Genomic DNA, 13,934 nt, shown 5'->3' with positions numbered 1-13,934 from the left:
TGGTCGTCCTGATTCCTCACAGCGGTCCACCGGCCGGGCCGGCAGGCGGTCGCGCCCCGTACAGCGTCATGCTCAACGCAATCCGCCCTGTCCATAACCTGAACCTCCGAAAGTGGCGAGGTTTAGGCGTAGATACACCCCGTCCGACGGACCACTGGCCCGAACCCGCGTATTGTCGCGGCGATAACCGATCTCGACCCTAAAACAATCGTCGTCGAACAGGAGGCCGACCTCCTGGCGGGTGATGACGTTGCGCTCCAGATCGGCGATGCCGGCTACGGCCACGCCCCAGTGGCCGTAGACGAACTGCTGACCCGCCAGCTGGACGAATTCATAGTTCCGATTGAGCGGCCCTGACAGCGGATTGGACCGATCGACGATGTAGCTGAAGCTGGCGAGGTTGCGCCGGCCCCAGCGTCCGTCCAGCGCGGCCTCGGCGCGCCGGATGTCGCCGGATCCGTCAAAGGTGGCGTGGCCCCAGCTGCGGATACGGTCCGACGGTGAGAAGCTGCCTTGAACCACCCAGTCTGAGGCGGAGGACGCCAGGCCGGTGGGGTCGTAAAGGGCGCCGGTCGTGCTGTCCGGTATGGTGGTGCGGAAGGCGTCTTCGTCGTCGGCGCGGTAGCTGCGGCCCACGAAAAGGCTGGCGCTGCGGCCTTCGGACCAGCGGATCGTAGCGCGGGCGCCGGCGGTGAAACGGGCGCCGCCTTCCACCAGGTCATAGCCCGAGAAGCGGTCCATGCGGAACAGGGAGGATTCATCCAGTTCGATGACCTGTGAATCCTCATTGGGAATGCGAGGGTCGATGTCGGACTTGTTGGAGACCGACAGCTGGGCGACCGGCTCCAGAATGATGTCGCCGCGCGGCGTGCGACGCACCAGGGGGTAACTGAGGTCCACCCCGGCGCTCGCGCGCGTGCGGCTCAGCGTCTCGTCGCTTTCGACGCCCATCATCGGCGGCAGGTCGGACAAGGCGTAGAAGTCCACGCGGCCGTCGACGAAGGGCTCGATACGCAGGCCGTGGGGCGTGATGAAGACGCGACGCCACTCCGCCTGACCTGTGATCCGTCGGCTGTCCACGCCCGAAAGCCCCGCTGGGTCCCCCGGCACGATGTCCGGATTGAGCACCGGCGCGCCGACGAAAACGTCGCGATACAGGGATACGGCGGACCCCTTCAGCCGCAGCCGGCCGCCGCCGATCAGGCCCGACGGCTCCCAGCGGGCGTCGATCAGGGGGGCGACGATCGGCAGGGCGCCGTCGTTTTCAAAGACCTTGAACCCTTCCGCGTCGCGGAAATCGGTGTCGGCGAAGCGGTTGTCCAGTCTCAGGCTCTGGATCGAAAAGGCTGCGATCGAAACATAGGAGCGGTCGGTCTGCCGCTCGGCGTAGACCTGACTGATCAGACGGCGACGGTCGCCGTAATAGAGGCCGTTGTCCTGATAGGGGTTCTGAACGTCGTAGCGGTCGAACAGGGTCTTGTCGGACGTCCGCTCGGCCGTGAAGCCGAGGCGCCAGGGGCCCGACAGATCGAACGCGCCATGGGACAGCAGATAGCTGCGGTGCTCCTTGTCCCCAAAGCGGACATTGCTTTCGTAATCCCCGTCGCCGTTCCTGTCGAAGTCGCCGAAGGTGCGCTCATAGGTGTAGCCGCCGCGGGCGACGATCGCTCCGTTGACGAAGCGACGGCGCCATTGAAGGTTCAACAGCGGCGCGACCCGCGTGTTGAACTGTGGGCTGATCAGCCAGTCCTCGGATGGCGAGACGACGTGCAGATAGGGGGTTTCGATCGAGACGCCGCGGCCTTCGTCATAGTTGACGATCGGCACCAGGAAACCGGACGCCCGTTCGACCGTGGGATCCGGGTGGGCGAAGAAGGGGGTGTAGAAGACGGGCACCCCGCCGATGCGGAACATCGCATTGCGGTAGATGACGGCGCGCAGGGCTTCGTCCTGAACCACCTTCTCGGCCTGGATCGAGAGGCTTGGGGTCTTGGGGCCCTTGTCGTCGCAGATCGGGCAGGGGGTGAAGACGGCGTAGTTCAGCTCATTGACCCGTTCGCTGCGGCGGACCGCCGTCGCGGCCATCAGGCTGGCGCCGTTGCTGAAGCGGGTGGCGAAATCGACGGCCACCGCCGCCTTCAGCTCGCCGTCGGCCTCCAGATGGCTGGCGTAGACGACCGTGCCGTCCGGCGCGACGGCCTCGACGCGTCCGTCGGCCGTGGCCGCGCCGGTGGACAGATCATAGGTCAGGTTCTCGCCCCGAAGCACATGACCGTCAGCACGCAGATAGACCCGGCGCGCGCCGTCGCTCTGGGCGACGATCGTGTCGCCGACACGGCCGGCGCTGTCGGCGTCCACATAGACGGCGCCCTGGGGCAGGACGTCGGGAACCGCCGATTGACCCGCCGCTGGCTGAGCCTGGGCGAGCGCCTCGTCCGCGAAGGGCAGACACGCCAGGAGCGCCGCGCCGGCCAGAAGCCGGACCCGCAAGGCCCTTGAACCCCGATCGCGATCACCTTGCATGAAGCATCCGTCTGTCTTGAGCGAGGCGCTCGCTTAGCCGTCTTCGGTATAGAACAGCAAGGTGAAGGCGGCGAGGGCCGTCAACAAGGGCGGCAGCCAGGCCGCCACCAGGGGCGGCACCACCTCGGCCGAACCCATGGCCGAGCTGAATTGGTTCAGGAAGAAGAAGGCGAAGCCCAGCACGACGGCTGCCACGCTCATCCTCGCCAGATCCCCCAGCCGCATCAGACGCAGGGAAAAGGCCGCCGCCAGGATAGACATGGCGGCGAACACGAGGGGCGTCGCCAGCAGTTGTTGTAACCGCAGGCGATAAGCGGTCGAGGCGAAGCCGGCGTCCTCGATCCGCTGAATCTGGTTGGGCAGGGACCAAAAGGGCGTCGCCTGGGGACGGGCGAATCGCTCGAACGCCTCTTCGTCCGCCAGGCTGGAGACCAGGTCGAGACTGGAATAGGCGACGGCCCTCTGGCCGATGCTGGCGCCGACGGCGTTGGTCAGACGCCAGCGCCCGGCGCTGAGGGCGGCGGACTGGGCGTCGATCCGTTCGGAAAAGTCGCGGTTCCCCTCCGCATCTGTGACGTAGATGAAGAAGGTGACGTCCAGAAGCCGGGCGTTGGCGCGGTCCTGACGGCCGGCCCGGATGATCATCTGGCGCTGATCGTCGCCTTCGCGCAGCCAGATGGGGGCATCCGAGCGGTCGTTGGCGGCGGCTCCGGAGATGCGAGCGCGTTCGCGCTGCCACAGACCGTCGCCGGCTGAGGCCAAGGGCCCCAGAACGGTCACGGTAAGAACGCCCAGAGCGAAGGCCATGCCGGCCGCCGGGAGGACGAACCGCCAGGCCGACACCCCCGCCGCCCGCATGGCGACCAGTTCGCTGCGTCGGTTCAGGCCGATATAGGCGCCCAGGGTGCCGAACAGGAAGACGAAGGGCAGCAGTTGGACGATCACCGCCGGCGACTTCAGCGCCACCAGGCCCAGGATGCGCAGGGCCGACAGATCCTGATCCGACCCTACGCCGCGCGACACCTCGACGAAGTCGATCAGCATGACCAGGGCGGAGATCACCGCCAGGGCCACGCCCAAGGCGCGCAACTGTTGAGTCAACACATAGATTTCGATGCGGCCCAGACGCGGAAGGCGCGAACGGAAGGACCGGGCGGGAAGGGCTAGAGACCTCATGGTCACGCCGTCCTGGCCGAAGACAGGGGTCGCAGTTGCTCAGCGATCGGCCAGGACCGGCGCTTTCGCGGCTTAAGCGCGCGAAACAGAAGCCGAAGCGCCAAAGCCGTCGCGGCAAGCGGCGCGATGTATTGCAGCAGGTTCATCCACGGGTTCCAGGCGCTGGCTGCGACCAGCCCATAGCCGATCACCCGCACGACAAGGAACAGGCCCGCCGCCTTGGCGATGCGAAGCGAATAGCCGGTGCGGCTGAAGGCGCCGCCCAGGATCGCCGCCAGGGCCATGGCCATGGCGGTCAAGGCGTAAAGCGGCGCTGAAATCCGCGCATGCGCCTCCGCCAGGAGTTCTCCCCTTGAGCCGGCGGTTTCCAGCACGCGCGGGGTGGGATTGAGCAGTTGACGCAGATAGAGGTCGGCCGGCTTGTAGCGAATCTGCTCGGTCACGGCCGAGAACTGTCCCAGCGGAAAGTCGTAACGGTCGAACGACAGGGTCTCGAGCACGCCGCGCGAGGAATATTTCTGCCAGGAGCCGTCGATCATGGTCAGGACCGGCTCATTGGCGGCGTCACGTCCGAAGCGGGCCTCGGCCGCGCTCCAGTTCTGGCTGGACTTGCCGTCGTCCAGATAGACGAAAAGGTTCTTCAGAAGGCCGTTCTGCTCAATCTGCTGGACATAGACGGTCAGCCCGTCCGGCCCCTGGACGAACTGGCCTTCCTCGACGAGCAGGGCCGCCAGGTCGGTGCGGATGGCGAAGGCCTGGTTGCGGGCCTCCCGCTGGGCCCAGGGCTGGGCGAACAGAGTCATGATCAGGTTCAGGATCAGCACGAGGACCGCGAGCCGGGCCGCCGGCGATATGACCTGCCAGCGGGTCATGCCTCCGGCGAAGGCGGCGGTGAGTTCCTGTTCGCGCTGCAGCCGGGTCAGGGCGATCAGGGCGCCGACGAACAGGCCTATGGGCAGGATGACGGCCAGCAACTGGGGCAGGGCCAAAAGCGTCAGCTTGACCATCACCCATACGCTCTGACCCCGTTCCACGATGACCTCGAGCTGGTCGAGGCTCTGACTCAAAATTCCGATTCCAGCCAGGGACGCGCACGCCGCGACCACGGGTAGGGAGAGCTGGCGAAAAAGGTATCTTTGGATCAGGGTCATGGGCGGATGGACTTCGCCCGGTTGCAGGCGGCGGCGATGAGGCGCATCTAGTAGCACAGGAGGGCGCGTCCGCGACATGCAGACGCGCCGTTTGTCTTTTTCTTCTGTTGTGAGCGCCGGGTGGGGCCCGGCTGGAGTCGTTGAATGAAGATCGAGTTCGTCGCTGCCGTTGACGCCGCTGAAATCCTGGCCGTGCCTGTTCATGAAGATCGCGTCCTCGCCGGCTCCGGGTCGGAGCTGGACGAACAGTCCGGCGGCGCCCTGACCCGCGCGATGAGCAAGGGGCGGTTCGTCGGCAAGGCTGGCCAGACCCTGATGGTTGCGGCCGTCTCGGGCGCAAAGGCGGAGTCCATCCTGCTGGTCGGCGCTGGGTCGGCGGACAAAATCGACGACCTGGCGGTCGAGGCGTTCGGCGGCAACGCCTATGCGGCGGTGAAACTGTCGGGCGCCGAGGTTCTGACCATCGACGCCTCCAACCTGAGCCCTGAACAGGCCGCGCGCGTCGGCTTCGCGGTGCGACTGGCCGCCTACCGGTTCGACAAATACCGGACGACCCAGAAGCCGGACAAGATTCCGTCGATCAACACGGTGCGCGTCGTGACGTCCGACCTGCGCGCCGCCGAGGCCGCCCTGGAGCCGCTGACCGCTGTGGCTGACGGCGTGATCTTCGCCCGCGATCTGGTGTCCGAGCCCGCCAACGTCCTCTATCCCGCCGAGTTCGCGCGCCGCGTCAAGGCGCTCGAGAGCCTGGGCCTGGAGGTCGAAATCCTCGGCGAGGCCGAGATGGAGAAGCTGGGCATGCGCACCCTGCTGGGCGTCGGCCAGGGCAGCCGTCGCGAAAGCCAGCTGGCGATCATGAAGTGGAACGGCGGCGAGGCGGGCGCCCAACCCCTGGCCTTCGTCGGCAAGGGCGTCTGCTTCGACACCGGCGGCATCTCGATCAAGCCGGCCGAAGGCATGGAGGACATGAAGTGGGACATGGGCGGCGCCGCCGCCGTGACCGGAACCATGATCGCCCTGGCCGGCCGCAAGGCCAAGGTCAACGCCGTGGGCGTGCTGGGCCTGGTCGAGAACATGCCGGACGGCAACGCCCAGCGTCCGGGCGACGTGGTCGTGTCCATGTCGGGCCAGACGGTCGAGGTGATCAACACCGACGCCGAGGGCCGCCTCGTCCTGGCTGACGCCCTTTGGTACACGCAGGAGCGGTTCAAGCCGAAGTTCATGATCGACCTGGCCACCCTCACCGGCGCCATGATCGTGGCCCTGGGCCTGGACTACGCCGGCGTCTTCTCGAACTCGGACGAGGTCGCCGAGCCGATCCTGGCCGCCTCTAAGAAGGTGGGCGAGAACTTCTGGCGCATGCCGATCCCGGCCATCTACGAACAGCACATTGATTCGAAGATCGCCGATGTGAAGAACACCGGCAACGGCCGCGCCGGCGGCTCGATCACCGCGGCCCTGTTCCTGCAGCGCTTCACCAACGGCGTGCCGTGGGCGCACCTGGACATCGCGCCGACCGCCTGGGCGAACAAGAGCCCCAGCCCCACCGTGCCGGAAGGCGGCGTCGGCTTCGCCGTGCGCACCCTGGACCGGATGGTGGCCGACACCTACGAAGCCTGAGCCTTGGACGGTAGAGCCGGATGAGCGGCAAGCCCGAAATCTGGTTCTACCACCTGGAGCGGTCCTCCCTGGACCAGGTGCTGCCGACCCTGCTCGAGAAGACCCTCGAGCGGGGCTGGCGCGCCCTGATCAAATCGTCTCATGCCCATCGGCTGGATGATCTGGACGAGCGGCTGTGGACCTTCCACGAAGAGAGTTTTCTGCCGCACGGTCGGGCGGATCAGCCCCATGCCGATCGCCAGCCGGTGCTTCTCAGCGAATCGGGAGAGAACCTGAACGGCGCTCAGGCGCTGTTCATCGTCGATGACGCAGAACTGGGCGCCACGGAAGGGATCGAAAGATGCTTCATCATTTTCGACGGTCGGGACGCAACGGCGCTTCAGCAGGCGCGCGGCCGCTGGAAGGCGCTGAAGGCCCAGGGCGCGGAGTTGGCCTATTGGCGGCAGACGGACGCAGGGCGCTGGGAAAAGGCGGCCTGATCGTCTTGGCGGCCTTAGCCGGCTGTTCCACGCCCGTCGCCGAAAAGCCGGCGCCGCGTACCGTGGAACAGGCGCAGGTCACGCCGCCCGTGGGCAGTCGCATGCCGACCGCCCAGACGACCGATGTCTGCAAGGCGGGGGAACTTCAGTATCTGGTGGGGCGGCCCAAGACCGAAATCCCGGTGCCTGTGGATGTCGTCAACCGGCGCGTGACCTGCACCACCTGCCCGGTCACCCATGATTTTTCGGCCTACCGGCTGAACATATTCTACGACGCCCAGACAGGGATCATCGAACAGGTCCGCTGCGGCTGACGCTGGCTTTTGGAGAGACGACCATGAAGACCGCCTTCATCCTGACGACCCTGATGTCGGCGGGCCTGGCCCTGTCGGCCTGCGCCCCGACCGAGACGCCCGCCGCCGGCGCCGCCCCGGGGGGCGACACCGCGTTCAAAGCCTGCAAGGTGGAGGACTATCAGGCCTATGTGGGCCGGAACCGTTCGACGGTGCCCAGCGCGCCGGAAGGTCAGACCTTCCGCCTCCTGTGCACCACCTGCGCGGCCACGATGGACTATCGCGAGAACCGAGTGAACTTCGTCTATGACGAGGCGACCGGCGTGATCCAGCAGGTCAAGTGCGGCTGAGCCTCAGCGGCCGACCTTGTCACCGGGCCAGAGCGGAGCGCTGAAGGTCTTCGCCAGATAATCCATCAGAGCCGACACGCGCGCCGGGCGCGGTCCGCCGCTGGGCGCAACCAGATGCAGGGCGATGGGGGGCAGGCGCCAGTCGGTCATGACCGTTTCCAGCCGCCCTTCGGCGACGTCCCTCCAATAGATGAAGTCCGGCTGGGGGAAGAGGCCCAGGCCCGCGCAGAGGGAGGCGGTCAGGGCGTCGGAATTGTTGGCTCGCAACGGCCCGCGCGGCCGCACCACGACCTCTTCGCCGGCGTCATTGATGAAGCGCCAGGCGTCTGGGGTCGGCATATAGGCGTAGCCGAGGCAGGAATGCCGCTCCAGATCGTTCGGATGGATCGGCCGCCCGCGCTGAGCCAGGTAGTCGGGCGAGGCCACGAGGAACCGCTCGACCGGCCGCAGACGACGCGCCGTGAGCGATGAGTCGGGCAGGGCGGCGATGCGCAGGGCGCAGTCGAACCCGCCGCCCACCAGATCGACCACCTCGTCCGACAGATGCAGATCGACCGAGACATCCGGATGGGTCGCCAGAAACGCTGGCAGGGCAGGGGCGACATAGGCCATGCCGAAGGACATGGGGGCGGCCAACCGCACCAGGCCGCGCGGCGTCACCGACATGTCCAAGGCCTCCGACATCGCCCCTTCGGCCTCGGCCAGCATGAGGCCGGCGCGCGCCGCCAGATTGCGCCCGGCGTCGGTCAAGGCGAAGCGGCGCGAGGTGCGGTGGAGCAGGGTGGTCTTCAACTGCTGCTCCAGCCGGGCCACGGCCTTGGAAACGGTCGCCTTGGACATGGCCAGAGCTTCGGCAGCGCCCGAAAAGGACTGAGTTTCCGCGACCTTGGCGAAGATGGCCATGGCCTCGAGGTCAGGCAGGCGGGACATGGCGGTCTCCAAGTCGGAAACGATGAGTTTCAGGGGTTTCTATTTCTGTTCGGTCGTCGATCTCTATCTTGGCGTCAAGTCAATGACGCCGGGACGGCCCGGCCTGAGGACAGACCGATGATCGAACGCAGACCCTTTGAATCTCTCGGCGGCGCCAACCATGGCTGGCTGAACGCCAAACATCACTTCTCCTTCGCCAACTACTATGATCCCAAGCGGATGAGCTGGGGCAATCTGCGGGTTTGGAATGACGATGAGATCGCCGCCGGGACCGGCTTCCCGCCTCACCCGCACGCCGACATGGAGATCATCACCTATGTCCGCGACGGGGCCATCACCCATGAGGACAGCCTGGGCAACAAGGGCCGCACCGTCGCCGGCGATGTTCAGGTCATGAGCGCCGGCACAGGCATTCGTCACGCCGAATACAACGCCGAGCCGGAACTGACCCGAATCTTCCAGATCTGGATCGAGCCGACCAGGCGCGGCGAGGCCCCGAGCTGGGGCTCCAAGCCCTTTCCCAAGGGCGAAAGGGCGGGCCAGTTTGTGGTCCTGGCCTCGGGCTTTGAAGGCGACACGTCCGAGAGCGGCGGGGGCGCCCTGCCCATTCGCACCGATGCGCGGATCGTGGCGGCGACCCTGAACGCCGGCGACAGCGCCGACTATCCGCTGGGCGCCGACCGTCGCGGCTATCTGGTTCCGGCCAAGGGCGAGATCGAGGTCAATGGGGTTCGGCTGAACGCTAGAGACGGCGCGGCCATAGCCCAAGAGGAGCTGGTGACGGTCAAGGCCCTGTCGGACGCCGAAGTGGTCCTGGTGGACGCGGCCTGACGGTCGAAGGGCGCCGGGCGGGATCGACCCCGCCCGGCCCCGCTTCAGAGATTCGCCGCCCAGTCCGTTGCGCGAATGAGGCTGTCGATTACGCCCGGCTCCGACGAGGCGTGGCCGGCGTCGGGAACGATGTCCAGCTTCGCCTCAGGCCAGGCGCGGTGCAGGGCCCAGGCGCCCGCGATCGGCGTCACGACGTCGAACCGGCCTTGGGCGATCCAGCAGGGAATGTGGCGCATCCGGTCCACATTCTTCAGAATCCACCCGTCTTCAGGAAAGAAGCCGGCGTTGGTGAAGAACCAGTTTTCAATCCGCGCGAAGGCGACCGCGAAGGTCGGGTCGGCGAACTTGTCCGGCTTGGCGCTGGGCCCTTCCACGCTGACGGTCTCGCCTTCCCAGCAGGACCAGGCGACGGCGCAGCGCGCCCGCTCGACCTGATCCTCGCCGATCAGTCGCTTGTGATAGGCTCCCATCAGATCGTCGCGCTCAGCGACTGGAATCGGCTCGACAAAGCGTTCCCAGGCGTCGGGGAAGATCATCGAGGCGCCGTCCTGATAGAACCAGTGCAACTCCTTTTTGGTCAGAAGGAAGATGCCGCGCAGCACCAGGGCCATGACCCGTTCAGGATGGGTGATGGCGTAGGCCATCGACAGGGTCGAGCCCCACGATCCCCCGAACACTACCCACTTATCGACGCCGCAGCGCTCGCGCAGCCGTTCGATGTCCTCGATCAAGGTCCAGGTCGTGTTGTTTTCCAGGGACGCATGGGGTCGGGACTGGCCGCACCCCCTTTGATCGAACAGGATGATCCGGTACCGCGCCGGGTCGAAATAGCGCCGCATGCCCGGATTGACCGCCCCGCCGGGGCCGCCGTGCAGGACCAGGACCGGCCGGCCCTGGGGATTGCCGCATTCCTCATAATAGACCTCATGGACCCCGTCGGTCTGCATCCAGCCGGAAGCGAAGGGCTCGATCTCGGGATAAAGGTCTCGACGCGGCTCTGAAGGCGCAGGGAAGGCCATGGAGAGGTCTTTCTGAGAGGCTGCAAGCGCGGCCGTACTGGAAACTAGGGTCGCAATGCCGCAACAGCGAGGCAAAACCAAGCCGAGATCATCAGCAGACCGCCGATTGGAGCGACCATTCCCATGGTCGATAGGCTGAGCACGCCAAGAAGGGCCAGGGCGAGCCCGAACACCAGGCCGCCCGCCGCCCCGAGCCATCCGGCGAGCCGCGCCAGCCGCCCGCCTCCGGTCCAGACAGCGCAGGCCAGGGCGAAGACGGCATGGGTGAGTTGATAGGCCGCGCCTGTCGACAGCAGCGTCCGGACCTGCGGCGCCGCACCATGAGCGGCGAAGGCGCCGAGCGCCACGGCCATGGCGCCGTTGAACGCGGCGAAGACGATCAGATTGCGGTTCACCATCATGGATCGACCCTAGGGCATGATCGTTTCGGGCGGAACCGGGGAGTTTTTCCTCTTGAGCCGATCCGGCTCTACCGGTTGATCCGCCGAGGGCAAACGTCAGAAGCGCGGCAGAAGCGCCATCTGCCCCGCCATTACAGAGGCGGCGGTCTTCACAGCCTTCTTCACCGCCGCCTCGTCAGCGCCCGGCGGCGCGCGCAGCAGGCCCACGGCCGGGGTATGCGCTTCGTCGGGCAGATCGGCCAAAACCCGATAAAGGAGATAGGAGCCCACATCATCGACAGAGTCCGATGAAGCATCGGCCGCCAAACCGATTTCGTTCAAGGCGCGGACGATATCCGCCACAGGAGCCGTCGTCCGGGCGACGGCGGGGCCGGTGTCGGAGAGGCGGGATTTGCGATCCAGCGCGCGGTTTTCGGCACGCATCTGCATGCGGAAGCCGTCCCCCTTTGGATTACGTCCGACAAGAAGAACGGCGCGGCAGTCGCCGCTGTCCAGGACGCCCCCGATCATCCGAGCCAGATGATCCGGGTCCTCGGCCGGAATGCGCAGGGTGCGGGCGCCGGCAGGGCTCCAGACCTCGCCCGAAAGATCCTCGACCAAATCCCAGCCGGGCGCGTCCGCCTCATAGGCGCATATGGCGATGCCGGGTCGACGGTCGGATCGCCCCGGCGTTTCGGTCTCAATGATCATGCCGGCCCCGATCCCCACGAATTCCATGAAGTTTCCGTGACGAAGACAGGTGAAGGAAACAGGGGGCCGACGTCAAGCCTCATCCCAGATCGCCGACCGCTGCGTCCAACAACATAAAGGCGCGGCCGCCGTCGGACGCCAGGCGGGTCTGGATGGCCTGAAGATCCCGCATGCGCGCCGCGGTCGCCAACTCCTGGGCGAAGACCCGGACATAGCGTTCCGCGTCTGCGCGGAGTTCGGGGTCGCTCAGCACGCGCCGAGACACGCTGCGAACGGCGGCCGGGGCGACGCGCCGGACGATGTGACGGGCGCCGTCAGGATCGCCGTCCCCCAGCAGGCGCGCCGCCTCTTCGACGCGCGAGCGCGGCAACAGGGCGTTGGGATCGACACCCATGCGGCGGATGGCGGCCGAGACTCGGTCGGACAAAGCCGCCGTATCCGGTGCGGCGGTCGTCGGGGCGTCGAGTTCCAGCGGCGGCTCTTCCGGGCCGCCCGTGACCAGGTCGGCCCAGCCCAGGCCGGCGCCGGGCGACTTGGCCTTTTCCGGCTCAGCCGGCGCCAGACGCAGCCGACCCCGCAGGCCGAAGCTCTTGTCCTCTTCGCGCTCTGGCGGCGAGGCGGGCAGGCTGGGCGAAGGCCGGGGCTCCGGCCCAAAATCAGGGTCTCGGCGACGGCCGGTCGGGGCGTCCCCGGAGACAACGCCCATCAGGCGCACAGCCTCGGTCAACATGTCGTAGTTTCGGCGAACCCTTTCCTGGAAGCCGACATCCAGCGCCTCGGTGTCCTCGGCCGCCTTGCGCGAGGCGGCGGCCAGGGCGTTCAGCCCTTCTTCCACACTGGCGCGAACGGCGTCGACGCGCGCGCGCGCCTGTTCGGGCAGGCGGGCGGCCCTTTCATCGACATCCGCTACGGCCGTGTCGATCTCGGAGAGGGCGGCGTTGAGGCGATCGATCAGGCTTTCCAGCCGCTGGACCATCCGTTCGCCGGCCTGTTCCAGCAGGCCGGAGGTTTCACCGACGATGCGTCGGGCGTCTTCGATCCGGGCGTCAGCGGCTTGGTCGGCCTTCTGAGCGGCCTCGAACAGGGCTTCGCCAAGGCGGTCGGCACGCAGCCGGGCCTGTTCGGAGGCGTCGGCGGCGGCGGCGCGGGAATCCTCGGCCGTGGCGCGCATCTGCTCCAGGGCGCGGCGGGTTTCCTCCATCAGGGTGTCGCGCGCATCGGCGGCCAAGGCTTCGAACCGATCGAGCGAGACCTTTGTGGCGGCGTCGAAGCCGTCCGCCTCGCGCTGAGACATGTCGATGAGAGCGCGGAACTGATCGCCGGCGGCTTCCAGAATTTCCCGCAAGGCCTGGATCGAGGCCTGGGAGGTTTGTCCCATTTCGTTATGGGCGGCGCGTGTCGCCGACAGATGTTCGACGAACTGGGCCCGCTGGCTCTCGACCTGGGCGGAGAAGTCCTCCTGATCGGTGCGCAGGGCGTAGGCGGCGGTAACCAGGGCTGCGCGCTGCTGGCTGAGCCCTTCCTCGACCGACTGAATCTGTTCGGCGACCCCCGAGCCCGCATTCTCCAGGCGGATCGTCTGGCGCGCCAGATCATCGGCGGCGACGCGAGCGGCGTCCTGGGCCTCTCCCGCAGCCGCCGCCATGTCGGCGGCTCGGGCGGCCAGGGCGGCTTCCGCCTCGCGAAGCTGGGCTTGAGCCAGGTCGGAGGCGTCGGCGACCATGCGCGACTGACGCTCGACCGCGTCGAGGACTCCGGCGGCCTGGCTGTCCAGATGAAGGCCCAGGGCCTGCATCTGATCCCGCTCCCGCCCGAGGTTCTCGACCAGCCGTCGGGCAGTGCGGCCGGCGGCCTCCGCCGCCTCGTTCAGACGCTCGGTCTCCTCGGCCAGGGCCTGCCGAAGCAGGGCCATGTCGCTGCGCGCGCGCTCGGCCGCCAGGGCGGCGTGGTCGATGTCGGTTCGAAGCGAGGTCAGGACCTGCCCCGCCTGATCTGCGGCGAAAGCCGTGGGGGCCACCAGCGATTCAGCCATTCTGCGCGCGCGCCGCGTCTCGGCCGCCAGGCCGGCGCCCTGGAGAATGGCGTTGGCCAGGACCAGCGTCAGGCTGGCGGGCGCCAGGGCGAGCAGGGCGTAGACGGCGATCCTGAGCGGATCCAGGTCCGCCCCGCCGGCGCCGACCTCATAGGCCGCCCATGAGGCGACCCCTCCGATCCACACGGCCGAGGCCAGGCCGGCGAACAGATAGGCGTTGCGGCCGCTTGGGGCCGGCGTCGAGCTCCCGGGCGAGGCCGGGATGGGTGGGGAGCGTTCAAAGGGCGCCGGCGGCTGGCCCTGGGCGACCGCCATTTCCAGCGGACCCGCCGCAGCGTCGGCGATCGTCGGTTCGGCGATGGGAGCCGAATCGGCCTCAGACGCCTGTTGCGGAACCGGCTGGTCTTGATCCGGCGTTCTGATCCGGAAACGGGAGGGG

General features: G+C 67.4%; 13 protein-coding genes. 5 read left to right on the top strand and 8 right to left on the bottom strand.

Features of this window, described 5'->3' with window-relative positions:
• Positions 1-72 precede the first annotated feature (72 nt).
• Genes AC07XS_RS06670 through AC07XS_RS06660 form a run of 3 tightly spaced genes read right to left on the bottom strand, consistent with a single transcriptional unit; the run spans position 73 to position 4,850 of the window.
• Positions 73-2,523, bottom strand: a complete 2,451-nt coding sequence (locus AC07XS_RS06670; protein ID WP_182714743.1) for an LPS assembly protein LptD — start codon at positions 2,521-2,523, stop codon at positions 73-75.
• A 33-nt stretch (positions 2,524-2,556) separates the two neighbouring features.
• On the bottom strand, positions 2,557-3,699 hold the full coding sequence (gene lptG / locus AC07XS_RS06665) for an LPS export ABC transporter permease LptG (RefSeq protein ID WP_182714742.1): 1,143 nt from the start codon (positions 3,697-3,699) through the stop codon (positions 2,557-2,559).
• Between the two features lie 2 nt (positions 3,700-3,701).
• Complete coding sequence (locus AC07XS_RS06660) at positions 3,702-4,850, bottom strand: LptF/LptG family permease (protein WP_182714741.1); 1,149 nt, start codon at positions 4,848-4,850, stop codon at positions 3,702-3,704.
• Positions 4,851-4,994: 144 nt separating this feature from the next.
• On the opposite strand from AC07XS_RS06660, the gene AC07XS_RS06655 reads away from it, so the two are divergent.
• The 4 genes from AC07XS_RS06655 (at position 4,995) to AC07XS_RS06640 (ending at position 7,592) form a co-directional block, all read left to right on the top strand.
• The gene (locus AC07XS_RS06655; RefSeq protein ID WP_182714740.1) at positions 4,995-6,470 is read left to right on the top strand and encodes a leucyl aminopeptidase; all 1,476 of its coding nucleotides are present in this window, start codon (positions 4,995-4,997) and stop codon (positions 6,468-6,470) included.
• Positions 6,471-6,490: 20 nt separating this feature from the next.
• A complete protein-coding gene (locus AC07XS_RS06650) occupies positions 6,491-6,949 on the top strand; it encodes a DNA polymerase III subunit chi (protein ID WP_054765808.1) in 459 nt (152 codons plus the stop codon).
• A gap of 101 nt (positions 6,950-7,050) precedes the next feature.
• On the top strand, positions 7,051-7,263 hold the full coding sequence (locus AC07XS_RS06645; protein ID WP_054766951.1) for a hypothetical protein: 213 nt from the start codon (positions 7,051-7,053) through the stop codon (positions 7,261-7,263).
• Between the two features lie 23 nt (positions 7,264-7,286).
• A complete protein-coding gene (locus AC07XS_RS06640) occupies positions 7,287-7,592 on the top strand; it encodes a hemolysin (RefSeq protein ID WP_182714739.1) in 306 nt (101 codons plus the stop codon).
• A gap of 3 nt (positions 7,593-7,595) precedes the next feature.
• On the opposite strand, the gene AC07XS_RS06635 is transcribed toward AC07XS_RS06640, so the two are convergent.
• Positions 7,596-8,522, bottom strand: a complete 927-nt coding sequence (locus AC07XS_RS06635; RefSeq protein WP_182714738.1) for a LysR family transcriptional regulator — start codon at positions 8,520-8,522, stop codon at positions 7,596-7,598.
• 117 nt (positions 8,523-8,639) lie between these two features.
• On the opposite strand from AC07XS_RS06635, the gene AC07XS_RS06630 reads away from it, so the two are divergent.
• Positions 8,640-9,353, top strand: coding sequence for a pirin family protein (locus AC07XS_RS06630; protein ID WP_054765807.1), 714 nt, complete (start codon positions 8,640-8,642; stop codon positions 9,351-9,353).
• Between the two features lie 44 nt (positions 9,354-9,397).
• Here the strand turns inward: AC07XS_RS06630 and pip are convergent, their stop codons facing one another.
• From pip to AC07XS_RS06610, 4 genes are all read right to left on the bottom strand, one after another.
• Positions 9,398-10,372 carry a prolyl aminopeptidase gene (pip, locus tag AC07XS_RS06625; RefSeq protein WP_182714737.1) on the bottom strand — a complete coding sequence of 325 codons (975 nt, stop codon included), beginning with the start codon at positions 10,370-10,372 and terminating at the stop codon, positions 9,398-9,400.
• Between the two features lie 44 nt (positions 10,373-10,416).
• Entirely contained in the window at positions 10,417-10,773 is a 357-nt protein-coding gene (locus AC07XS_RS06620) for a DUF423 domain-containing protein (protein WP_007445956.1), read from the bottom strand.
• 96 nt (positions 10,774-10,869) lie between these two features.
• Positions 10,870-11,490 (bottom strand): hypothetical protein, encoded by a 621-nt coding sequence (locus AC07XS_RS06615; RefSeq protein ID WP_321208121.1) that lies wholly within the window; start codon positions 11,488-11,490, stop codon positions 10,870-10,872.
• 52 nt (positions 11,491-11,542) lie between these two features.
• Positions 11,543-13,934 (bottom strand): hypothetical protein (locus AC07XS_RS06610; RefSeq protein WP_321208120.1); only part of this gene is annotated, 2,392 nt, incomplete at its 5' end.

Source organism: Brevundimonas sp. GW456-12-10-14-LB3 (genome assembly GCF_059424365.1).
Note: the sequence above shows the minus strand (reverse complement) of the source record. Positions and strands in the feature narration are given on the sequence as shown.

Coding starts and splice junctions, on each gene's coding strand:
- pip (WP_182714737.1), bottom strand. CDS start 10,372: ATGGCCTTCCCTGCGCCTTCAGAGCCGCGTCGAGACCTTTATCCCGAG.
- AC07XS_RS06650 (WP_054765808.1), top strand. CDS start 6,491: ATGAGCGGCAAGCCCGAAATCTGGTTCTACCACCTGGAGCGGTCCTCC.
- AC07XS_RS06645 (WP_054766951.1), top strand. CDS start 7,051: ATGCCGACCGCCCAGACGACCGATGTCTGCAAGGCGGGGGAACTTCAG.
- AC07XS_RS06615 (WP_321208121.1), bottom strand. CDS start 11,490: ATGGAATTCGTGGGGATCGGGGCCGGCATGATCATTGAGACCGAAACG.
- AC07XS_RS06630 (WP_054765807.1), top strand. CDS start 8,640: ATGATCGAACGCAGACCCTTTGAATCTCTCGGCGGCGCCAACCATGGC.
- AC07XS_RS06670 (WP_182714743.1), bottom strand. CDS start 2,523: ATGCAAGGTGATCGCGATCGGGGTTCAAGGGCCTTGCGGGTCCGGCTT.
- AC07XS_RS06620 (WP_007445956.1), bottom strand. CDS start 10,773: ATGATGGTGAACCGCAATCTGATCGTCTTCGCCGCGTTCAACGGCGCC.
- AC07XS_RS06660 (WP_182714741.1), bottom strand. CDS start 4,850: ATGACCCTGATCCAAAGATACCTTTTTCGCCAGCTCTCCCTACCCGTG.
- AC07XS_RS06655 (WP_182714740.1), top strand. CDS start 4,995: ATGAAGATCGAGTTCGTCGCTGCCGTTGACGCCGCTGAAATCCTGGCC.
- AC07XS_RS06640 (WP_182714739.1), top strand. CDS start 7,287: ATGAAGACCGCCTTCATCCTGACGACCCTGATGTCGGCGGGCCTGGCC.
- lptG (WP_182714742.1), bottom strand. CDS start 3,699: ATGAGGTCTCTAGCCCTTCCCGCCCGGTCCTTCCGTTCGCGCCTTCCG.
- AC07XS_RS06635 (WP_182714738.1), bottom strand. CDS start 8,522: ATGTCCCGCCTGCCTGACCTCGAGGCCATGGCCATCTTCGCCAAGGTC.